This window comes from Fluviicola sp. (assembly GCF_039596395.1).
Taxonomy (GTDB): Bacteria; Bacteroidota; Bacteroidia; order Flavobacteriales_D; family Crocinitomicaceae; genus Fluviicola.
Genome location: NZ_JBCNJT010000002.1, coordinates 1193476 through 1215286 on the forward strand (window position 1 = coordinate 1193476; position 21811 = coordinate 1215286).

A 21811-nucleotide genomic window follows, 5' to 3' on the forward strand; every position below is an offset into this window, starting at 1 on the left:
CTTTTATCACATTTGTATTTCTTCGACAATGTTGGCCGTTGAATCGGCCACCGCCGGATCAATTTCAACACCTGTGAGGTTAAATACCGAATTATCGAAATTTCGAGGAACCTCAAAGTCCGTAGTTGAAATAGCTATTTTCGGATCTTTGTAGACTTTGTTCATATAATATCCGTAGATCGGTAGAGCGGTTCGTGCCCCCTGCCCCAAATCGGTACTTCGGAAACGGACACCACGGTCTTCTGCTCCAACCCAGACTCCTGTTGCCAGATCCGGAGTTAATCCTACAAACCAACCATCCGAGTTGTTTTGTGTAGTTCCTGTTTTTCCGGCTGTCGGATAAGAAATTCCTCCGTAAGCAGCACCACCGCGCAATCTGCTTCCGGTACCACCCTGGATCACTCCACGCATCATTTTCAATACCGTGTAAGCCACGTTTTCGTTCATGGCTTCTTTGGAAACCGTTTTCGCGCTGTAAATCACATGTCCTGCGCGGTCTTCAATGCGAAGAATACTTGTTGGTTTATTGAAAATTCCTTTGTTGACGAAAGTTGCCTGTGCGCCCACCAATTCGTAAAGCGATAAATCCATAGAACCCAGACACATGGCCGGAACAACATCTCTGTCAAGCAGTTCAATGTCCATATCGCGCATCAGTTTTGCTACCGTTTTCGGCCCTGCCAATGCGCCCATTTGTTTCATGATATAAACCGCAATGTTGTTTTTGGACAGGGCAAGTCCTTTCATGATGGAGATTGTTCCACCGTTTCCGCTTCCGTCGGAGTTTCTCGGACACCATTGGCCATCCGGGTTTCCGTTCGGGTCATATAGATCTACGCAATAAGAAATATTCGGAACCACGAGTCCCGGTTTCACCACATTCATGGTAATTCCGGCTGCATAAACGAATGGTTTGATAGTAGAACCTACTTGTCGTTTCCCCAGTTTCACGTGATCGTATGCAAAGTGGTCGATATTCGTTCCGCCAACCCATGCTTTCACAAACCCGGTACTTGGTTCGATAGAAATCAATCCGGCTTGCAGGAAGGATTTGTAATAACGGATCGAGTCCATCGGGCTCATGATCGTGTCGCGTTCGCCTTTCCAGCTGAATACGCGCATTTCAACCGGTTCGTTGAAAATACGTTTGATTTCCGCTTCGGAAACTCCTGCTTCCGAAAGTCGGATGTACCGGTCCGAACGGCGCATGGACGAGTTCATGATGCTATTTACTTCATCCTGGGACAATGAATTGGAGAAAGGCCAGTTTTTTGCCGACTTGTTATTTCTGTCGAATAATGGCTGCATTTCGTCTTTCAGATGTCTTTCCAGTGCGTATTCCGCATGTGCCTGCATGTCTGCATTCAAAGTAGTGTAAATACGTAATCCGTCGCGGTAAATGTCGTAAGGGAGCCCATCTTCACGTTTGTAAACCAATGAACCGTCTTCTTTCTTGGAACTCAATAATTCCGTTACCTCGTTTCGCAAAGATTCTCTGAAATACGGAGCAATTCCACGTTTGTGATCTACGATCTGGTAATTGGTAACCAATGGTTTTTTACTCAAACGCTCGTATTCAGCTTCGGTCAGTTTTTGACGCAATGCCTCATTCCCTTCATCCGAGTTTTTCAACCATTGCTTCAATACCTGGTTACGTCTTGTGAGTGCCCGCAAGCTGTCTGCTGCTCTGGCTTCTGAAATTTCAGTCTCGGTAATGGCAGATTGATCCACTCCTTTTTTCTGTGCCAGGGAAAGCCGGTAATTCTTGATTTTGAACGTATAAGGATTGTACAAAGCCGGGTTTTTACACATTCCGACAAGCATAGCTGCTTCTTCTTTGGACAATTCACCTGGTTTCTTATTGAAATACACTTTCGAAGCGTTGGAAATTCCTACGGCGTTGTATAAGAAATCGAATTGGTTCAGATACATCGTGATGATCTCTTCTTTCGTAAAGCGTGCTTCCAAACGGGTAGCAATGATATTTTCACGGGCTTTTTCGTTCAGACGGCCCCACATTCTTCCGATTCTTCCGGAAGATCCGGATGATACATCTTCTCCGTTAGCGCGGGCCAATTCCTCGCGTTCACGCAATTGAAGCGTATAGAGTTGTTTTGCAAGTTGCTGAGTAATGGTCGAAGCACCTCCGGCACCACCTACATTGATAATCGCACGACCGATTGCGCGGAAATCCACCCCCGAGTGATCGTGGAAACGCTCATCTTCCGTAGCAATCAATGCATCGGTAACGTTCGGGCTGATTTTGCGGTACTCAACCGAAGTCCGGTTGATTTTCCAGTAGCGGCCCAATTCCGTTTCACCATCATCGGCAATAATTACCGAAGCCAATAATTCCGGCGGATTGTCCAGCATCGCAACAGGAGGAAGGTTGTCTTCCGATTGAAATAAAAGCAATGCTCCGATGAAATAAAGCGGAAAAGTGGCAAGCAGCCAATAAGCAATTGTTGCTCTTTTATGCTCTTTCGGTGAAAAAGACGCTGACGCTGTCGGTCCTTTACTTTTTTGTGCCATACGACTCATTTGAATGGTAAAAATAACGAAATACTATTCGCAAAGGCAAATATCGAAATTCAGAAGCAATAGTTGAGTGATTTAAAAGATACTTTCTAACAAAAAAATGCTAAAAAGAATGGATGGCTGGAGTTTAAACAAGTAGGGCCGGAAAATTTTCCGGCCCTACTTGTTTTTTTATTTTTTCTTATTGTTCTCTTTAATGAAATTTTCAATAGCAGCGGTCATGCTTGGTGCATTTGGCATCGGAGCGTGAACATCCAGTCTGAGGTTGTTTTTCACCACTGCATTTGCCGTTGTAGGGCCGAAGGCAGCGATCAGAGTTTTGTTTTGTTTGAAATCAGGGAAGTTTTTGAACAAACTTTCAATTCCACCCGGACTGAAGAAAACAAGCATGTCGTAGTACACGTCTTCCAGATCGCTCAGATCCGAAGCAACGGTTCTGTAAAGCATTGCTTTGGTAAACGGGATTTTTGCTTCTTCCAGTGTTAATGGAATTTTATCCTGCAAAATATCGGTACAAGGAAGCAGGAATTTCTCTCCTTTGTGTTTTTTGATCGGGTCTACCAAATCTTCAATGGTTTGTTTTCCAAAGAAAATTTTGCGTTTGCGGTAAGTCACATATTTCTGCAAGTATAAAGCAACGGCTTCTGAAATACAGAAATACTTCATCGTATCCGGAACTTCGAAACGAATTTCTTCAGCGATACGGAAAAAGTGATCTACAGCAGTTTTAGATGTTAAGATAACAGCAGTATGATCTTTAAAGTCTATTTTCTGAGTACGGAATTCCTGGACAGAAACTCCTTCCACGTGAATAAACGGCCTAAAATCAATTTTCAACTTATACTTTTCGGCCAAATCAAAATACGGAGATTTATCTCCTTCTGGTTTCGGTTGTGAAACCAATATCGTCTTAATACTCAAGGTTTATTTTGTTTTAGCGTTCAACATTTACTTAACCTAACCAGCTTGAAATCTCGCTCGGGAAAACCAGTTTTATGGCTATCAGCAGAGGTAAAATTTCAAGGGTCCAAAGGTACAAAATTATATAATACCATGATACACCCAATTGGATGGCATGATAAAATGCGCGAATAATTCGCAAAACAATGAAAAATAAAAACGTTCCGCCAATGATTAACCGCGACTCAGTAACGAGTTCTGGCTGGAAATAAATGAAAAAGAACTCAATCAGGATCACGATTCCGGCTGTTTGGGCCATGGTCAGGGTCAACTGGTTGACTTCCTGGATAATTTCGCGGAAACCGGTAATAGTCCCCGCAAGTGAAATGGTGAACAGATGATATACCAACAGGATTGCTGGGAATGTGGTCAATAAAATTGTTTGATAAGTATTGAAATCCACCAGGGAAAAATGATTGTACCAGTAAATATAGATTCCGCTGATAATAATGTACTGAAGGACCAGGAAAATGGATGAAAGCGGATTTTCCCGGATACCGTTTTTGTATTGTTCTGAAAAGCTTTGAAAGAAAAACGTGTTTTGACCGAGGATCAGGAATATTTCCCGTTGTCTCAAACGTGCAGCAGATATTAATAAAAGACACATCCCTAGTGCGGCAATAATCAAATAGGAATAATGAGTGCTCCTTTCCGTGAGAACCATTACCTCATTGGCCGTTGAAGTACTGAAGAGTTGTCCGCTTAATTGCATCCGCTGAATCTTTATCCGTTACAAAAGTACTATTAATAGAATTCAAATGTTCAAATGTCAAATGTTCAATGTATAAAGAGTTCAAAAGTTCAAAAGTTCAAAAGTTCAAAAGTTCAAAAGTTCAAAAGTTCAAAAGTTCAAAAGTTCAAAAGTTCAAAAGAAATTCCTTAAACACCTTTGAACCATGTTTGAACATGTATTTTATTCATTCGTTTGATTTCATTACATTTGCACCGATAATTGAAAAAAAACTCGAATGAAATCTGATTTATATTCTCATCCGGACTATTTATTAATGGATGAATTGCTTACAGATGAGCAAAAGTTAGTACGTGACGCTGCTCGTGCGTGGGTAAAGAAAGAGGTTTCCCCAATCATCGACGAGCATTATGAAAAGGCAACTTTTCCGATGCATTTGTTGAAAGGATTAGGTGAAATCGGTGCTTTTGGACCTTATATTCCGGAAGAATACGGTGGTCCGGGATTGGATCAGATTTCCTATGGTTTGATCATGCAGGAATTGGAGCGTTGTGACTCAGGATTGCGTTCTACGGCTTCCGTTCAAAGTTCATTGGTGATGTACCCGATCTGGAAGTACGGAACCGAAGAGCAAAAAATGAAATACTTGCCGAAACTGGCTACAGGAGAAATGATCGGTTGTTTCGGATTAACGGAGCCTGATCACGGATCTGACCCGGGAAGTATGATTACCAACTTCAAAGACATGGGTGATCATTACTTATTGAACGGGGCAAAAATGTGGATTTCCAACGCACCGTTTGCAGATATCGCTGTTGTTTGGGCGAAAGACGAAAGTGGCCGTATTCACGGATTAGTTGTTGAACGCGGAATGGAAGGATTTTCAACTCCTGAAATGCACGGGAAATTATCTCTTCGCGCTTCTGCAACAGGTGAGTTGATCTTCGTAAACGTAAAAGTTCCGAAAGAAAACTTACTTCCCGGCCGTTCCGGTTTGGGAGCTCCGTTGAGCTGTCTGGATTCTGCACGTTTCGGAATCGCATGGGGTGCTTTGGGTGCTGCTATGGATTGCTACGATCAGGCAGTGAGATATTCCAAAGAACGTTCCCAATTCGGTGTTCCGATCGGTTCATTCCAGTTGGTACAAAAGAAATTGGCGGAAATGATCACGGAGATCACAAAAGCACAGTTCATTACTTTGCGTGTCGGACAATTGAGAAACGAAGGAAGAGCAACTTCTGCAATGATTTCGATGATCAAGAGAAACAACGTAGAGATTGCTTTGGATATCGCGCGTGAAGCTCGCCAGATCCACGGTGGAATGGGAATCACCAGCGAATATTCCATGATGCGCCACATGGCAAACCTGGAATCGGTTGTTACTTACGAAGGAACACACGACATTCACTTATTGATTACCGGAATGGACGTAACAGGAATTCCGGCTTTCACAAGAGAAAAACCTTAATAATTAGTTCAAAAGGTTAGAAGGTTCAAAAAGTTTAAACGCTTTGACTCCTTTAAACTGTTTTATTTCAGAATATTAAAGCCTTCGGATGCATTTCCGGAGGTTTTTTTATTTTAGCACCTCAATCTAAATGAAAAAACGATGGAAAACGAAACATTAGACTCATATATAATGACCAACGAACCTCAGAGAGATCTTGAACGGGCGGGTGGTACTTTAGCAATGGGAATTATTTCTATTCCCCTTAGCCTGAATCTTATCGGAATAATCCTGGCGGTAATGACTTTGACAAGAACGGGAAAAGCAATGAATGATTATAAGAATAATCCACTTTTATATACGGAATCTTCCTACAAAAAAATGAAGGCTGCCAGAATTTGTGCGATTGTAAGCCTTTCTTTATTAGGAACGGGTATTCTGGCAATTTTTGCAATTGGAGGGATAAGCTAGTTTAAATGTGAATGAGTTCGCGCGGCGGAAAGTCACCCGGATATAAAAAAACCGTTGAAGCGATTCAGCGGTTTTTTAATTGGAGCATGTTTTCGTATGATACCTAGTTCCAGTTGATTGATATCATGGAGTCATTGAACGAATCGCGTAGACGACTTAATTTTTTCGCTGCGTGTTCATCTCCTAAATTTGCCTTAGCTTTTAGTTTGTAATACAAGTCCAGGGAGTGTCCGTAAACGTCTTGTTCGAGGACTTGTTTGATTTCGGAAATGCGACCGGTTACACCAATCAGGAAGTGTTCTATTTCGCCTAATTCGTGTAATTCATCTTCCGTTAGATTTTTGAGCTTCAGTAATTTAGAATAACGCGGCAATAAAACCCCCAATAAGTCGATAAATCGATCTAATTCTCGTTGAATGGCTGCCTGTTGTTCTTTAAATCCCATATTTGAAAAGTATATCTTTTTAGGTAAGAGTAAAAATTAAAAGCGTTTTTTAACATTTGATTTTGCAGAAAGATCTTCATTGCATCAGGGAGTCCGATTAATGCCTAATTTTGCAGCATGTCCGGTTGTTATATCCATATTCCTTTTTGCGCCCAAAAATGTAGTTACTGCGACTTTCATTTTTCTACCAATCATTCGTACCAAAACGAAATGGTAGAGGCTTTGTGCACGGAATTGAAGATCCGGTCGGAATCCTGGAAGGATGAAGAATTCCAAACTATTTATTTCGGTGGCGGAACTCCGAGTGTACTCACTTCCGGACAACTGCAAAAGCTGATCGGGCAGGTAAAATCCGGTTACAGAGTAAGTAACCAGGTCGAAATAACCCTGGAATGCAACCCCGACGATTGTTCCACGGAGAATCTTACGACCTGGAAAAAATTGGGCGTAAATCGTTTGAGTATCGGCATCCAATCCTTCAACGATGAACAACTGAAATGGATGAACAGGAGCCATTCGGCAGCCGATGGCTTAAATGCAGTGCGAAATGCCAAACAAACGGGTTTTGACGAACTAAGCCTGGACCTGATGTACGGCTTACCTAATATGACGGCAGAAGAATGGAAAAGCCAGTTGCTGCAGGTTATTGCGTTGAACCCGGAACACATTTCAGCTTACTGTTTGACGGTTGAACAACGGACTGCTTTGTCCAAATGGGTAAAAGAAGGAAAGTTGACCGTTTCCTCCAACGAACAGCAATCCGAACAATTTGAATTATTGGTTTCGACTCTGAAGGAAGCAGGTTATGAGCAATATGAAATTTCCAATTTTGCCCGGAATGAACATTATTCGAAACACAATACGGCTTATTGGCAAGGGGTGAAATACCTCGGAATCGGTCCTTCGGCACACGGTTACAACGGAAAAGAGCGCTATTGGAATCAAGCGAACAACAAAGCTTACATGACTGCATTGAAACAAGGGAATTTGCCCGAAACTATCGAGATACTTTCTTCTTTTGACCGCTTCAATGAAACGTTGATGATCGGATTGCGCACCAAATGGGGAGTTTCGAAGCTTCAGTTGTTTGAGGATATTTCTCCGGATAAAGAATGGTTCAAGATCGTAAAAGATTACGAAGATCAGCAATTACTCATTGAAACGCCTGAAAGCATTGTGCTTACGGAAGCCGGAAGGTTACTGGCAGACGGGATTGCGGCAGAACTATTTATAATTAATTAAGGTTCAAATGTTCAAATGTTCAAATGTTCAAATGTTCAAATGTTCAAATTTGATTAAACTCTTTGAACTCTTTAATTTTTTTGAACTCATTGGAGCTATGCTTCCAATGTCTCCAACCCAAACTGACAACGGTAATCTTCGCGTTTTTTGCGCTCTGCAAACAAATCTTTGCTGATTTTCACCAGGTTTTCCCGGTTCGGCCGCTCGTGGAATAAATGGTACTGAATGGTTTTATAGCGGGTTGAAAAAGGAACAATTCCTGCTTTTCTGGCTCTGAATTCAATATCCGTATCTTCTCCGAATCCGGGAGTGATATATGTTTCGTCAAATCCGTTGATCTTTACCAGGTCGGCTTTGTACCAGCCCATGTTTGATCCCAGTAAAGGAACCAGTTTCCGCTGCAGCAAACTCCATAAAGGGAAACTTTCTTCCACGCTGGTACTTTTATTCCGGATCATTTCGATGTATCCCGGAACAGTGCGTTCTCCATTGCGGATTTTTCGGGAAGTCTCAGCGTCCAGGTTTACGCGGCGCGCAATACAAAACCTTCCCGGCTGAATGTAACGTACGTATTCCTTCACAAAACGCGGATGAAGCACACAATCTCCGTCAATAAAGATCAGTTTGTCACTTTCCGAAGCGCGGATCGCCTTATTGAGCATTTTCGTTTTCAGGAATCCCTGGTCGGGTTGCTGCAAATGTTTAATCGGGAAAGAAGTGCGGAATTTTTCGATCAGTTCATCGAAACACGGATCGTCGCAATCCTGTGAAATGATTACTTCGAAATCTTTTTCTTTTTGTAAAGCAACACTCCGCAGAACGGCATCCAATGCACTGACATCTTTGTAAACGGAAATAATAAGAGTTGCTTTCACGGCGCAAAGATAGAAAATTAACATTTACTATTTAGTAACCTTTTGGAATAGTTACGGAAGGAATTCGATTGCCCCCTAAATTTGCGGTATGCGGTTAGTTTATAGTTTTTTCCTTTTGGTATTTCTTTCCTTTCATTCCATGGGGCAGGGAATTACGATTTTAATTGATCCCGGGCATGGCGGTTCGGATCCTGGGCATGAGGCTGCGGATAAAAATTTATTGCCCGAAAAGGACCTGACATTAAAAATTGCAATGAAATTCGGAGCTTATCTTTCCGAGCGACTGGAAAATGTAACGGTTCTTTACACACGGACAGATGACCGCTACCCGACATTGGATGAACGTGTAGAAATGGCGAATTCCAAAAAGGTGGATTATTTTATTTCCGTGCACATCAATGGAAGTCCGAATGTGAATATCAAAGGAACCGAATCGCATGTACATTCGATGAGCTCAAAAAAATCCGTGAAATTGGCCAGGGCATTCGAGAATGAATTCAAAACACGTGCAGGGCGCAAATCAAGAGGGGTGAAAGATTCCGATGACCGGGAACATTCCCTGCAGGTATTGAAATTTACCGAAATGACGAGTGTATTGGTGGAATGCGGTTTCATGACCAATGTTTCCGAAGCCAATTACCTGAATACGTCGCAGGGCCAGGATGTCATTGCATCTGCTTTATTTCGTGCTATGCGCGGCCATCTGCAGGAAACGCACACCAATATTTCTTTTACCAAAAAGTCGGTAGACTCAAAAACAGTTGCAAACGGCGATAAAACCTACAGCGTTCAGATCATGAGTTCGAAGGAATGGCTGGATACCGAAAAAGGGAGTTTTAAAAACCTGAAACACGCTGTAAGCCGCTCGCAGGTTGCACAAACAGGTTATCGCTATAAGTATTTTTCCGGTAATTTTTCTTCCAGATCAGAAGCAGAAGACTACTGTAATGAAGTGAAAAAGAAGGGTTTCCCCGATTCAATCGTAGTAGAACGAAAGAATTAGCCCGAAATGTATTATTTTTGTGGAGAAACACACTTCAAACATTATAATTTACCAGCAATAAAAATATGGCAACTGTTTTTGAAACACGCTTGATTGGAAATATTGGAAAGGACGCCGTTGTGAAACAAATGGAGCGCGGAGTCATTGCAGTAAATTTTCCGGTTGCGCACAATAAGAATTGGCGCGATAAGCGTACTGGAGAAGCAAGGACCAAAACAACCTGGGTAAATTGCACCATTTGGAAGAAAGAAGGCGCCAACATGCGTATCCTGGATTTTTTAAAGAAAGGAGCATTGGTTGAATTGGTGGGAACGCCGTTTGCAAAATCCTTTTCCCAGGAAGACGGTTCTTCCAGGTCTGAAATCCGCTTGAATGTATCCCGGACAAATATTTTAAGACCTGCAAAATGTGAAGATGATCTTCCGTTTGACATGATCGACGACAACGAATCACCATGTGAAGACGAAGGTTGCGATGCAAGTTTGGACGATTTTACATTGACTGAAGACGATTTTTAGCGTTGAAAGTCAGGCTAGTACTGGATTTAATTAAAAATAATTTCATTTTTTTTTAATCGGGGTTGTATTAAACACAATTCTTTGTCTATATTTGCAACCGCGAAAGCAAGATTCCTTCTTAGCTCAGTTGGTTAGAGCATCTGACTGTTAATCAGAGGGTCGCTGGTTCGAGCCCAGCAGAGGGAGCAGATTAAGTCCGATTTTTACGTCGGACTTTTTCATTTATTACTATTTCTGGGCAAGAAGTTTATCCCGGCTGAAGCGCAGCGAAACGCCGGGGAGCCCAGCAGAGGGAGCGAAAAAGAAAAAAGCATTTGACGAAAGTTAAGTGCTTTTTTCTTTTTACCTCATTCTCTTTCTGCTTCTCATTCTAGGGTGCTTTTTCTTTTTTCAGAATGAGAGCGTGTGAGCACGAGAAAAATGTAGGGGCGTAAAATTTACGCCCCTACATTTTTTAATGCTTTTGTTACATCCCCACAATCAAATCCTCATGAATGGTAAATGAATATGTTCCCGTTCGTTGCCACATGGTAACCCAGTTGGATGACGGTCCGCCGCTGCATGCTCCGAAACGTACATCTGTATTCCAAACGGTCATACTCATGTTGGTGAACGTCGTGGTTCCGTAGGTTGCTGTTGCATTCACTACTGCTATTTCGTAGCCGGGTGCCGGACTTACAGGGAAAGCCTGTGAATAGAAAGCTGTGTTTCCGGGGGAAACGCTGTGGCAAACCCATTCGGAACTCGAAACTACCTGGGTGGAAATGTTGCGGATGGCAATCTCCAGGCAAACGGTGTAATTACAGGTCCCGAAAGAACCGTTGTTGGTTACCGACCAGGTCGGTGTGCCTTTTTGGCTGATTCCCTGGAAAATAAGCATCAGGAATACCACTGAAAGTAAAAAGTGTTTTTTCATAAGTGTGAATAAATGAATAGTGCCTTACTCTGTTTCTACGATTTTCAGGATCCTCGTTTGGTCTAATGTAAGAAGAAACAACCGACATTTCCAAACTTTCAACATTCCGGCAAAATCTTACATCTTTCCCACATCCGGCGATTGGTTTTTGGAATTCTGTGCTGAAAAGCCTAAATTATTCTGGTATAAAACAGCTGTTTATGCCCAAAAAGAAATCATCTATCAGGAATTTATATGCCATTACAAAAGCAACTTTCAAGGATTGGTTAAAGGCTGATCCTTTTCGGCAAAGTGCAGTAGTGGCTTACTATGCGGTATTCTCGATTCCGGCTTTGCTGGTTATTGTCATTGCGATAGCCGGATTGGTATTCGGGGAAGATGCGGTACGCGGGGAAGTATCCGATCAGATCCGGGGAGCACTTGGAGACAATACGGCAGAATCAATAGAAAGCATCATAGCAAAAGTTTCGGAAGAGAAAAGTTCCGTGATTGCAACCATCGTAGGAATCGTGACCCTGATTCTGGGTTCTACGGGAGTTTTTACCGAATTGCAGACTTCGCTGAACCAAATATGGGAGGTGGAAGTGGTGGCCAAGAAAAAATGGCTGAAAACACTCAAAACTCGATTGTTTTCATTCGGATTGGTTTTGTCTATCGGGTTTCTCATGCTGGTTTCGCTGCTGCTGACTACCGGGCTGGAAGCTTTGAGTGAAATGATTAAGGACCACTTTCCGGATTTTGTACCGTTTTTATTGAAAATCGCCGGATTTGTGCTATCCTTTACGGTGATTACGGTGCTTTTTGCCCTGATGTTTAAAATATTGCCGGACGCAAAAATCAAATTGCGCGATGTCTGGATCGGGGCAATGGTGACGGCCTTGCTGTTTATCCTGGGGAAATTCGGCCTGGGAATTTATTTCGCGAAGGCAAACCCCGGTTCAGCCTATGGAGCCGCCGGGTCGATCGTTTTGGTCATGCTTTGGGTTTCCTATTCCTGCATGATCCTCTTTTTCGGTGCGGAATTCACCAAGCAATACGCAACTTTCCACGGTCATAAGATCCAGCCGAAAGGAGAATCAAGAATTGTCGAGCAACCTGATCCGAAGAAAATCTAGATGCACCGGATAATCGTCGGATATGGTAAAACGCTTAATGCAACCAGTCCTTTCTCAACTTTTGTTGTTCCGGAGTCGGATTTTCCACTTCTGAAATCTTTCCGTTTTCCAGTTTTAATCCAGCTTTGAGCAACAATTCCTCCAGGGGAAGGGGTTCTGTTCCCAGCATGTACTTTGCAGCGAATTCTTCCAGTGCAGGATATCCGCTGACAATTGCCATTTCGTGAAACAATTTTTCGTCTTCAAACGGTTTTCCCCGGTAATGGGCAATTAAATCCAAAACAAGATCCTTCGTTCCGTATTCACCACCGGACAGTTCGCGCAGTTGGATATCCATGCATAAATTGATCAGCGCACCTTTCAAATAGATATTGTAATATTGGTCCTGCATTTCCATCGGGTGGAGGCTCAGTTCTGTCAGGGCCAGTTTGGGATCAAAGCGGTTCATGTATCTGATCTTTTCCTCCATTTCCTTATAAAGCTCCTTTTCGGTATGTAACCCGGTTTTTACTGGCATGTGCATGGTAAAATATTCCGTCATTCCTTCGTAAAGCCACAAATGCTTCGAGAACTTCGGTTCGTTGTAGTCGTAATTTTCGATTTCTTCCGAATGCAGGCCAAGCGGCATGAGCGTGTGGAAAAACTCATGACTGGCAATTCCGTAAACATTCCGGCGAATGGTTTCAATATCCAGTGGCATGTACAGTAAGATCAAAGTGGAGTTGGAATGTTCGAGGCCGTCACCGATAATATGGTTGCGATTCGGTGCCAGACTGTGATAAATCAGGAAGGTGTAATGGTCCACCGGCAGTTTGTCGTTCAGGTATTTCGATTGTGCCATTAAAAGCGGCCGGATATATTCTGCAATGTCTTTTGAAATGTGTTTTCCGGAAGTGGAATAGCAGGCTACTTCAACGGAAATGCCGGGCAAATGAAAGATCGTTGTGTCGGGTAGTGCATAAATGATCGGATTGTCAACCAATTGATGGTAGTTTTTCGCATAAAACAGGTCCTGGTTGAGTTTCAGGGTCTTTTTCAAACTGGTAGCCGGATAAAGGTTGATTCCTTTACGGACAATGATTTCGATCGGGTGATGAATGTGTCCGCGGAAATATCCGAAAAGACTGTTCGGAGTGATGACAAAGGAACTATCGCTGAAAGAACTTGCGGCAGAGCGGTAAAAACCTTCCGTCATCTTTTCGTCAAAAGTTTCCCAGGCGTCATCGACCAGGTATGAAACACGGGCAATATTCCGGGCATCGTAAACTTTCCAGGAATTCAAGTCTTTTTGTTCCGTTTTCAGTTTTTTTCCTTTTTTATCGAAGACTTCGAAGGAGGAATATATTGTCCGAAATTCATGGCGCCGTAAATTCCGGGAATAATCTTCGGAAAACAATACGTGAGTGTATCGGCTGAAAATCCGGAAATTTTTAAATGAACAGCTAGTTTATCTCCTGAAAGGTCCTTCAGGCTTGTTTCGTAACGGTAGGTAATCTGCGCATGAACAGCCTGGCCGGAAAGGGCGCAAATGATCAATAGGAAAATGAGAATAGCTCGTTTCATAGGATTTTTAGATCTAAGACTGTTTAACAGACTAAAAGTTACAGAAATTCATTCACTTATTTTTGTAAAATACAAACCCCCGATGAATATTCTCCATCGGGGGCGTAGCTACCACACGTACTTCACTATCAACCTGTACATGTATTACCTCTAAATTAAACCTAAACTGAAACCTAAACTAACCTAATTGTTACCTAACTTATAGCGTTATGATTGATAGTACGCTCTTCAATATTTTTCTTCATAATCTTCAATGTCGCAACAGGTGCCTTAGGAATTTTGTAATTCAAACCCACTATACCATAATTCCTAAGTCTACACTATTGCAAGATCGTGTTGGAGTATTTCTTTTTTCGTGACGAGGTCTCAGTTGAGACCTCATTGTCACTTCGAACGGAAATATTTCCTTTATAACTCAATGCTTATTTCAACTCTTAGTCACTTGAATCGTTTTTCAAAAGTGATTTTCTTGCTGATTCTATTATAAAGAACGTGCCAAAGCCGGATTAAATGAAAAAACCCTTAGAAATCAAGGGTTTTAGTTTTTGGTACATTCCGAATTATTTTCAAAATGAAAAAAATATTTTCAAAATGAAAAGAATTAGTATTCTTCTTCTTCTTTCAACATGCGATAAATGGTCGTTTGGCCGATATCCAATTTGTCTGCCACCACTTTCGTATTGTTGTTGTATTTGTCGAGAAATAACTGGACGATTCTTCGGTTATAAGCTCTCAAACTCATTTCTTCGGCAATAATTCCGGAAAGAATGTCTGCACTTGCTACCACGATATCATCTGCCTCGATCACATCGTTCATACACATCACCGAGGCCAGTTCGATCACTGATTTCAATTCGCGCACATTCCCCGGCCACGGATATGCCAATAACTTATTCTGGGCTGCCGGACTGATTTTCTTTACCGGCATGCCATTTTCCTTGCAGAACCGTTCCACAAAACTTTTACTCAACAACAAGGTGTCTTTTTCACGTTCGCGCAACGGCGGCAGTTCGATTGGAAGACCGAATAAACGGTAGTACAAATCTTCGCGGAATGCTCCTGATTTTACTTCCTGGAGCAGGTTTTTGTGCGTTGCAACAATGATCCGGCAATTGAACTTGTATACTTTGTTTCCTCCTACACGTGTGATTTCGCGTTCCTGGAGTGCACGCAGCAACTTTGCCTGGAAAACCGGGTCAAGCTCTGCAATTTCATCCAGGAATAAGGTTCCTCCGTCTGCTTCTTCAAATTTCCCGATGCGGGTTTGATTTGCGCCGGTAAATGAACCCTTCTCGTGCCCGAATAATTCGCTTTCGAACAGTTCTTTGGGAATAGCAGCAACGTTGATCGCTACGAAAGGCTTGTCCTTATAAATTGAATTGTAATGGATCGCTTTTGCAATGACTTCTTTACCTGTTCCGGTTTCCCCGGTAATGGATACGGTGATATTATTGGAAACCGCTTTTTGCAACAACATGAAAATGTGCTGCATCTTACTGCTTTGCCCGATGATCGTATCGCTGAAATTGTATTTCGTTTGAACTTCTTTTTCCAGTTTTTCGATCTTTTTCAGGAGTTTGGTCTGGTTTTGAGCATTCGCAAGGGTGTTCAACAAGCGATTTCGCAGATCGTTACCCTTTACGATGTAGTCATAAGCTCCCAATTTCAATAAGCTTACGGCCGTTTCGATTTCTTCCTGTTCGGAAATAACGATCACTTGTGTTCCCGGACACATGCCTTTTATCTTTTCCAGCAGTTCTTCCCCGGAAATATCCGGCAGGCGATAATCCATGGTAATCAAATCAGGAACGTCCTCGTTCAGGCGGCTCAATAATTCTTTCCCCGTTGAAAAAGCCTCCGTTTCATAATCCGGATTCAACGAAACGGTATGCACCAGTAATTTTTGGTACCAATCGTTGTCTTCTACAATAAAAATGCGTTGTGTAACCCCGGTTTCCATAATGCTATGCTTAGTTTAGTTTTTCTTTTACCTGTGTAATGATGTGTTTGGCCTGCTCCTCGAAAACTTCCATCAATTCTTTAATGGAAGGATCCACTTTGGTTTCTTTGCCCATGCGCTCGATTTCCTTCAAAGTGGTATAGCAGTTATTCGCCCCGAAATGTTTGAACGGAGCAGCTAATTGATGAGCCAGTTCGGAAGCATCGCTCCAATTTTCATCCGCTACCAGTTGTTTCATTTTGACCAATCCGTTTTCCGTGGAATTCACGAAAGTCTGCAATAATTCCTTGTAGAAGCTCTCGTTGTTATTGGTCAGTTTTTGAAGACTTTTGAAATCGGCTTCATCTAATTGAGTTCCCATACTGTTATCTTTATAAATTTGGTATAAAATTCTTCGGATTTCTTCCGGATTTACAGGTTTTGTGAGGACTTCCGTCCAGCCCGAATCGAGCATGCGCTGTCTTTTTTCCGGATTTAATGTCGCGGTGAGTCCAACCACCGGAATCTGGTCCAGTGTTTCCATTTCGGCCATTTTTTCGCGCAATTCGTGTCCGTTCATTTCAGGCATGCGTACGTCCAGGAGAACGATGTCGACATCATTGTTTTTCAATTGTTCCAGAGCTTCCAGGCCGTTTGTGGCTTCCATCAGGTTAATGTTGACTCCATGGAACATGCTTCGCAATAGCGTTCTGTTGAAGGGCTCGTCATCTACGATCAGTAAGCTCTTGTCTTTTAAAAAGGAAAAATCAGTTCGTGAAGGTTCGCGTGGAGCATCTACCTGGTCTTCCGTTTCTTCAAAAGGAATTTCGATGTAAAAGGTCGTTCCTACGCCTTCTTCGCTGTTTACACGAATTGTTCCGCCTTGTTTGTCGATGATTTGCTTGGTGATGCTCAATCCCAAACCGGTTCCGCCATATTTGCGTGTTACGCCTGGATCTGCCTGTTCAAAGGGTTCAAAAATGCGTTCCAACTGGCTCTTGGACATCCCGATTCCCTGATCCTGTACTTCTATCAGGCAACGAATCTGGCGCTTTTCAAGTTCTTCATACCTCAAATGAATGGTAATCAGACTGTCTTTGGAGAATTTATTGGCATTGCTGATCAGGTTAATGATGATCTGGCGGAAACGCAGCGGATCTCCCAATACATTCGGGAAAGGTTTTTGGTCCAGTTCCACCACCAAACTGTTGTTTTTCTCCCTTACCTGCAATTCGTATTGCTCGTGCAGCATCATGATCTCATTAGCCGGGTTGAAAGCTATTTTTTCCAGCTGTATGTGGTCTTTTTCCAATTTGGAAAGGTCGAGAATCTCGTTGGTAATCTGCGACAAGTGTTTGACCGAATTGCGAATGATCTTTACTTTTTTGGCGGCACTCTGATTCAAAGGTTCAAAGAACAATTGCTCCGTAAATCCCGAAATAGCATTCAGCGGTGTGCGGATCTCGTGACTCATCGTTGCCAGGAAGCGCGATTTGGCTTCTGTCAGCTGATCACTTTTATCTTTCGCCAGTTTTAATTGGGCATTTGTTTCCTTCGACTTATTAAACAAGGTAATAATGAGCACCACGATCATCAGGATCAATAAAGTAGAGATGATGCTGAACAGGAAGATAATCTGGTTGGTTTCTGCAGCTACATTTTTGGCGTGCTGGGTTTCTTTCAGCAATTCCCGTTTGTCGGCAAGTTCGATAGCCTGGAAAATCTGCCCGATCTGCTTGCTTAGCAGGTTGTTTTCCTGCTCCAGGTTCAATTTATACAAGTTCAGCAAAGATTCTTTGGAAACCGCTTTGTCTTTAACAGACTGAATTTTCTTAGCGATCTCATTCGTACTGGCTTCTGCAATTTCAGAGGCTTTGATCTTCACTATAGGTTGTTGAACAGGAGCAGTTGTTGTGGTCGTTTGCGTATTTTGCTTCTTGTTTTTTCGCTGGAACCACTTCTTTTTGGTTTCTTCCCCGGTGGCAGTTTGAGGCTGGGTTTCCGGGGTTTGCAGCGCATTAACACGATCGCGGATTTCCATCTTGATCCGCGCAGTTTCGCTGGCGTTTTGAACCTCGTTTTCTATGATCGACATGGTTTCATTCACCCGGTTCTCATTCTTGATGCTCATCAGGGTGTCGAGATTCAGGAAACGGTCTTTGACCAGAGTACTCAATTTCCGGATTTGCTTTTGATAAGTAGAATCGTCTGTTTTATAGGATTTCAGCAAATCCATCTTGCGGGTTGTCTGTGATTCCAGGATCTCAAAGTCAAGCAGTGCGTCTGCATTGTTTTGGTAAAGGTATGAATAGGTAAGATTATCGGATTTTAGAATATTGCTGTTCAAATCCCGTACGATAAAACGGCGGTTTTCTTTCAGGTTTGTTGGAAGCGGGCTTTCAGAAACTTGCGATAAGCGATCGTAGACCCAGTATCCGGTGGTGCAAACAAAGATCAGGAGTAAGCCGATAACTACAAACAGAATCCGTTCAAAAAGAATATTTCTCCAGCCGTTTTTCATATTGATATGAATTTTCAATTTGAAAAATTAAGCATTTTCCTTCAATTTTCATTTTCAAAATGAATTTTTTGACGAAATAATTAAACAAAAAGTGGTTTTGAATGAGCTTTGGGGTTTTTCTAATAAGCAGGTTTTAAATGCATTATCCATTATACAGCAATTGAGTTATTTTATTTCGGAATGGAAAAGAAGAATTTTGGCTCATCAAACTGAAAGTTATAATTATGAAAAAGAGCTACTTATTCTCACTCGCTATTTTGTTTGCAGCGTTCCAAAGTCAGGCACAGCAATGGTCCAGGATACATACCAACCTGGATTCAATCTGGTCAACGTCGGTTTACTATTTCAATAAAGGAGATACGATCATTTATTCCGGAAGAACCGGAGCCATGGAGTCGACCCGCAGATTTTATGTTTCCACCGATGGCGGTAACAATTTTACACGCGATTTCACCGGGCTTGCAACACAGGTAAATAATCCAACCGGTTTATGGGCTTTGAAACTCAGCAATAAAATCATCGGATTCAAAAACATTCAACCCAATAACGGAGCTTATCAGTTTATGGGTGTGGACAACTGGACTTCTTTGGTTCCTCAGGCAAATGGTGTCTTCGGAGAAGTTAATGCTTCAACCTTGTTCTTCCAGCAGCAAAACGACACCAAAATTTACACGGTTCCTGCTTCCGGCGGTACTCCTGTGCAGGCTGCCACGAATGTGATTGAATTGTACTCCACATATACGAGGGGAACGCGCGTTTTCCTGGGAGGGAAACAATCCATGCCGAATTTCATCATGTATGTGGATAACGGGAATTTTTCCAGCATTCAACCTACCTCCATCACACCAGCAATTACTACCAACAATGATGTGGTAACAAATTTCTTTGAGAATGCAGGTGGGTTGTACGCGGTATTATCTGATGGAATTACGCGTTTGTACAAAAGTACGGACAATGGATTGAATTGGAATTTAGTTCAAACTACACATGTAGTCAATGGAAATTCCCAGAATTTAAGCAGTTACCAGATCATCGGTACTCCGGACGGAAGAATTTTCTTTGTAGAGGCGGGCGGAAATTCCGATGATGTATACCTGAGTACGGATGGTGGTTTGACCGCTTCTAAAATCGGGAACGGATTACCGGCTTCGATCACACCCTTCGGTAAGTTGATGGTGAAGGGAAACAAGGTTTGGTACGACGTGAAAGCGGTGAGCATGACGGATTTCGTTACCACAGATGTTTCCATGGCAGGATTATACCTGTTGGACGCGCAGACAAACGGTATCGAAGAAAATGTGCAGGAAACGCAGGTGCACATATACCCGAATCCAGCTTCAGATATGATTCACCTGGAAGTTGAGTCCGGAAAAGTGATCGAATCGATTCGTATTGTAGATCTGAAGGGTGCATTGATGCTGGAGACAACAAGCACAGATATTTCAGTAAGCAACCTGAACGCGGGAGTTTACCTGGCGCTTGTTCAGTGTGATAAGGGGCTATTAATAAAGAAGCTGTTGGTGAAACAGTAATCCCAATGTAGTACAGCGAAAAGCGTTGTTCTGTCTGAAGACGGAGCGGCGCTTTTTGTTTAGGTATTTGCGTGAACGGCGCAAAAACTTCTCAAAAATACGGATAGACATCCATCTATTTGCCCTGTGAAATCAGGTTAAGCACGTGCTTCATCTGGGTATCTTCGTTATGCATGAAATCTTCAAATGATTGATGGACTTCATGATCCGGAATAATTCCCCTTCCAACCGGCTGAGACGTTTTATTCGGAGCATCCTGCGTGACATGCACAATTGAGAAGCGGGTCGTTATCTGTGAGTTCGGAAGCACGTATTCAACCGGAAAATGCCCGTTGTGACCGTAATAACCACCGGAAGTTTCCACTCCCACAATGGTTGCATTCGAATGTCCTCTGACCAGAGAAGCGAAATGCGAGGCTGCAGAACCGACGTCTTCATTGATCAATAAATAAATATTTCCCTGGAAACGATTGGAATCCGGGTAATAGGTCGGGTTGAATTGCTGATCCTGGTAGAATTTATCATCACTGTCTTTACGAACTGAAAAAGTAGTTTGAAGATACTCATTCAAGTCGGCCAATTCCCGTTTCTGATTGCTTTTTTCGCTCGAATTCCATTTATAATATTCCGGATAGGGAAGTTTCCGGAAGATGATGTAAGCTTCTGTATTTTCCCGGAACGGATGATCGGTCAGATAAGTGAAAACCTTTTCGTAAGTCGGATCATTACCACCCGGATTGTTTCGGATATCAATGATGAGGTTTTGCGTTTTATCCAACTTAAAACTTAGAAATAAACTATCTAAATAGTTTGAAAAACGCTCGAAATCCGGGTCTTCGGCATTGTTTGCCATCGTAAAAATGCGAAAGTTCAATAGGGCAGTTTGCGGTGAAATGCGCTTAAAGCTATATTTCTCCTGGAAATCAAAATCGGTCAGGCTATCCAGTTTGGCAGAATAACGGTTTATATAGCGTGAACTATTTTCGGACCTGTTTACACCAGGCAAAGAAATTTTCCGGACATCATTTGAATAGGGTGCTTTGTAAACAATGTCAAACCTTTCAGAAATTCCCAGTTCGAACGGGAAAATCCAGCCAAAACTGTTTTCGATGCACGCTTTGTCGTTAGCGGTTTGATTATATCCGTCGGTGGTATAGTATTTTGAAAAGCGCTCTTTCAACGCTTCGGAGGAAATGCCGTTAATACTGATTATTTCCGATCCAAGCGGAATTTCTCCTCCTTCAAAATTTACAATCAGTTTGTTGTCGATATTCCGGAAATGAAAAGTAAAATACCCCTTGTCTTTGGGGATATAGCTGGAAGCATGATGCGGCAAGCGCGTATTGTTGTGATTACTTCCTTCAAAATCTGTCAAAGTCATAATGATCTTATGGAATTCCGTGATCGGCATGGGTTGTTTTAGTTGATTAATCTGCAAAGTATAAACCGAATACAAACTGTCAATTTGGGCTTTTGTGCGGTACCTGTAAAAACCGGAATTTGCCTTTTCGCGGATAGCTCTGAAAACAGTCAAATCTTCCAATGCCTGTTTCGGAGTAAGAAATGTTTGAATGAGTTGGTCGTCTTTTACAGCTTCAGCAACTGAAACCGTGCATTTTCCTTTTTGAGCATTGTTTGCATCTTTGAGCGGCTGCACCGAAAGCACAAAATCCGTGTTGTTTTGGATGGAAACATCTATGATTTCAGGACCGTATTTCCCGTTCGGGCTATCCTTGTAAGCCACTTCAACTCCTGCAAGGGTTTTCAAATGCAATTCAACGTCAATGCCTTTTTGCTCCACCATTATTTGGTAGTTTTTACCTTTTTCCAGTTTCAGGACAAAGTTTTTTACCTCGCTTTGGGAAACTGAAAAGGATTTTTTCCGGTTGAGAGGCAACGGTTTTTGTGCAAAAGTAAAGGCGGGTAGCACAAGTAAAAGGGCAAAGGCGAATTTCATGCAATGGGTTTTGCCAGCAAAGAAATAAAGAAAACCCGGTGAAATGTCGCCTTTAACGTTCTTTGGGTAGAAACTCCG

At 42.4% G+C, this 21811-nt stretch carries 18 protein-coding genes and 1 tRNA gene; 8 read left to right on the plus strand and 11 right to left on the minus strand.

All coding sequences use genetic code 11. From position 1 onward, the window contains the following. Positions 1 to 6: 6 nt before the first annotated feature. The 3 genes from ABDW02_RS14075 to ABDW02_RS14085 all read right to left on the minus strand — a co-directional run bounded on the left by ABDW02_RS14075 (position 7) and on the right by ABDW02_RS14085 (position 4210). Entirely contained in the window at positions 7 to 2532 is a 2526-nt protein-coding gene (locus ABDW02_RS14075) for a transglycosylase domain-containing protein (RefSeq protein ID WP_343635486.1), read from the minus strand. Between the two features lie 177 nt (positions 2533 to 2709). Beyond that, a complete protein-coding gene (locus ABDW02_RS14080) occupies positions 2710 to 3459 on the minus strand; it encodes a uroporphyrinogen-III synthase (protein ID WP_343635488.1) in 750 nt (249 codons plus the stop codon). A gap of 31 nt (positions 3460 to 3490) precedes the next feature. Then, a complete protein-coding gene (locus ABDW02_RS14085; protein ID WP_343635490.1) occupies positions 3491 to 4210 on the minus strand; it encodes a DUF4271 domain-containing protein in 720 nt (239 codons plus the stop codon). Between the two features lie 256 nt (positions 4211 to 4466). Here ABDW02_RS14085 and ABDW02_RS14090 point away from each other — a divergent pair, with 256 nt between their 5' ends. Then, a complete protein-coding gene (locus ABDW02_RS14090; protein ID WP_343635492.1) occupies positions 4467 to 5657 on the plus strand; it encodes an acyl-CoA dehydrogenase family protein in 1191 nt (396 codons plus the stop codon). A gap of 141 nt (positions 5658 to 5798) precedes the next feature. Further along, entirely contained in the window at positions 5799 to 6107 is a 309-nt protein-coding gene (locus ABDW02_RS14095) for a hypothetical protein (RefSeq protein WP_343635494.1), read from the plus strand. Positions 6108 to 6210: 103 nt separating this feature from the next. Here the strand turns inward: ABDW02_RS14095 and ABDW02_RS14100 are convergent, their stop codons facing one another. Continuing rightward, positions 6211 to 6552 (minus strand): hypothetical protein, encoded by a 342-nt coding sequence (locus tag ABDW02_RS14100; protein ID WP_343635496.1) that lies wholly within the window; start codon positions 6550 to 6552, stop codon positions 6211 to 6213. Positions 6553 to 6669: 117 nt separating this feature from the next. Between ABDW02_RS14100 and hemW the strand changes: the two genes are divergently transcribed. Beyond that, positions 6670 to 7794, plus strand: coding sequence for a radical SAM family heme chaperone HemW (gene hemW, locus ABDW02_RS14105; RefSeq protein WP_343635498.1), 1125 nt, complete (start codon positions 6670 to 6672; stop codon positions 7792 to 7794). Positions 7795 to 7889: 95 nt separating this feature from the next. On the opposite strand, the gene ABDW02_RS14110 is transcribed toward hemW, so the two are convergent. Beyond that, positions 7890 to 8669 (minus strand): glycosyltransferase, encoded by a 780-nt coding sequence (locus ABDW02_RS14110; RefSeq protein ID WP_343635500.1) that lies wholly within the window; start codon positions 8667 to 8669, stop codon positions 7890 to 7892. A gap of 88 nt (positions 8670 to 8757) precedes the next feature. Between ABDW02_RS14110 and ABDW02_RS14115 the strand changes: the two genes are divergently transcribed. From ABDW02_RS14115 to ABDW02_RS14125, 3 genes are all read left to right on the plus strand, one after another. Beyond that, entirely contained in the window at positions 8758 to 9672 is a 915-nt protein-coding gene (locus ABDW02_RS14115) for an N-acetylmuramoyl-L-alanine amidase (protein ID WP_343635502.1), read from the plus strand. Between the two features lie 65 nt (positions 9673 to 9737). Further along, complete coding sequence (locus tag ABDW02_RS14120; RefSeq protein WP_343635504.1) at positions 9738 to 10190, plus strand: single-stranded DNA-binding protein; 453 nt, start codon at positions 9738 to 9740, stop codon at positions 10188 to 10190. 112 nt (positions 10191 to 10302) lie between these two features. Beyond that, a tRNA-Asn gene (locus tag ABDW02_RS14125) sits at positions 10303 to 10376 on the plus strand. Between the two features lie 280 nt (positions 10377 to 10656). On the opposite strand, the gene ABDW02_RS14130 is transcribed toward ABDW02_RS14125, so the two are convergent. After that, complete coding sequence (locus tag ABDW02_RS14130; RefSeq protein WP_343635506.1) at positions 10657 to 11106, minus strand: hypothetical protein; 450 nt, start codon at positions 11104 to 11106, stop codon at positions 10657 to 10659. Positions 11107 to 11306: 200 nt separating this feature from the next. Between ABDW02_RS14130 and ABDW02_RS14135 the strand changes: the two genes are divergently transcribed. Further along, positions 11307 to 12221, plus strand: coding sequence for a YihY/virulence factor BrkB family protein (locus ABDW02_RS14135; RefSeq protein WP_343635508.1), 915 nt, complete (start codon positions 11307 to 11309; stop codon positions 12219 to 12221). A 34-nt stretch (positions 12222 to 12255) separates the two neighbouring features. Here ABDW02_RS14135 and ABDW02_RS14140 read toward each other — a convergent pair whose 3' ends face one another. The 4 genes from ABDW02_RS14140 to ABDW02_RS14155 form a co-directional block, all read right to left on the minus strand. Further along, entirely contained in the window at positions 12256 to 13617 is a 1362-nt protein-coding gene (locus ABDW02_RS14140; protein WP_343635510.1) for a hypothetical protein, read from the minus strand. Beyond that, positions 13521 to 13784, minus strand: coding sequence for a hypothetical protein (locus ABDW02_RS14145; protein ID WP_343635512.1), 264 nt, complete (start codon positions 13782 to 13784; stop codon positions 13521 to 13523). Before ABDW02_RS14145 ends, ABDW02_RS14140 begins: the two co-directional genes overlap by 97 nt. Positions 13785 to 14385: 601 nt before the next feature. Continuing rightward, complete coding sequence (locus ABDW02_RS14150; protein ID WP_343635514.1) at positions 14386 to 15744, minus strand: sigma-54 dependent transcriptional regulator; 1359 nt, start codon at positions 15742 to 15744, stop codon at positions 14386 to 14388. A gap of 10 nt (positions 15745 to 15754) precedes the next feature. Further along, positions 15755 to 18244, minus strand: coding sequence for an ATP-binding protein (locus ABDW02_RS14155; RefSeq protein WP_343635516.1), 2490 nt, complete (start codon positions 18242 to 18244; stop codon positions 15755 to 15757). Positions 18245 to 18468: 224 nt separating this feature from the next. Between ABDW02_RS14155 and ABDW02_RS14160 the strand changes: the two genes are divergently transcribed. Continuing rightward, positions 18469 to 19776, plus strand: coding sequence for a T9SS type A sorting domain-containing protein (locus ABDW02_RS14160; RefSeq protein ID WP_343635518.1), 1308 nt, complete (start codon positions 18469 to 18471; stop codon positions 19774 to 19776). 115 nt (positions 19777 to 19891) lie between these two features. On the opposite strand, the gene ABDW02_RS14165 is transcribed toward ABDW02_RS14160, so the two are convergent. Next, positions 19892 to 21733, minus strand: a complete 1842-nt coding sequence (locus tag ABDW02_RS14165; RefSeq protein WP_343635520.1) for a S41 family peptidase — start codon at positions 21731 to 21733, stop codon at positions 19892 to 19894. Positions 21734 to 21811: the final 78 nt, after the last annotated feature.

Coding starts and splice junctions, on each gene's coding strand:
- ABDW02_RS14095 (WP_343635494.1), top strand. CDS start 5,799: ATGGAAAACGAAACATTAGACTCATATATAATGACCAACGAACCTCAG.
- ABDW02_RS14075 (WP_343635486.1), bottom strand. CDS start 2,532: ATGGCACAAAAAAGTAAAGGACCGACAGCGTCAGCGTCTTTTTCACCG.
- ABDW02_RS14145 (WP_343635512.1), bottom strand. CDS start 13,784: ATGAAACGAGCTATTCTCATTTTCCTATTGATCATTTGCGCCCTTTCC.
- ABDW02_RS14090 (WP_343635492.1), top strand. CDS start 4,467: ATGAAATCTGATTTATATTCTCATCCGGACTATTTATTAATGGATGAA.
- ABDW02_RS14120 (WP_343635504.1), top strand. CDS start 9,738: ATGGCAACTGTTTTTGAAACACGCTTGATTGGAAATATTGGAAAGGAC.
- ABDW02_RS14115 (WP_343635502.1), top strand. CDS start 8,758: ATGCGGTTAGTTTATAGTTTTTTCCTTTTGGTATTTCTTTCCTTTCAT.
- ABDW02_RS14085 (WP_343635490.1), bottom strand. CDS start 4,210: ATGCAATTAAGCGGACAACTCTTCAGTACTTCAACGGCCAATGAGGTA.
- ABDW02_RS14155 (WP_343635516.1), bottom strand. CDS start 18,244: ATGAAAAACGGCTGGAGAAATATTCTTTTTGAACGGATTCTGTTTGTA.
- ABDW02_RS14135 (WP_343635508.1), top strand. CDS start 11,307: ATGCCCAAAAAGAAATCATCTATCAGGAATTTATATGCCATTACAAAA.
- ABDW02_RS14165 (WP_343635520.1), bottom strand. CDS start 21,733: ATGAAATTCGCCTTTGCCCTTTTACTTGTGCTACCCGCCTTTACTTTT.
- ABDW02_RS14160 (WP_343635518.1), top strand. CDS start 18,469: ATGAAAAAGAGCTACTTATTCTCACTCGCTATTTTGTTTGCAGCGTTC.
- ABDW02_RS14100 (WP_343635496.1), bottom strand. CDS start 6,552: ATGGGATTTAAAGAACAACAGGCAGCCATTCAACGAGAATTAGATCGA.
- ABDW02_RS14130 (WP_343635506.1), bottom strand. CDS start 11,106: ATGAAAAAACACTTTTTACTTTCAGTGGTATTCCTGATGCTTATTTTC.
- ABDW02_RS14150 (WP_343635514.1), bottom strand. CDS start 15,744: ATGGAAACCGGGGTTACACAACGCATTTTTATTGTAGAAGACAACGAT.
- hemW (WP_343635498.1), top strand. CDS start 6,670: ATGTCCGGTTGTTATATCCATATTCCTTTTTGCGCCCAAAAATGTAGT.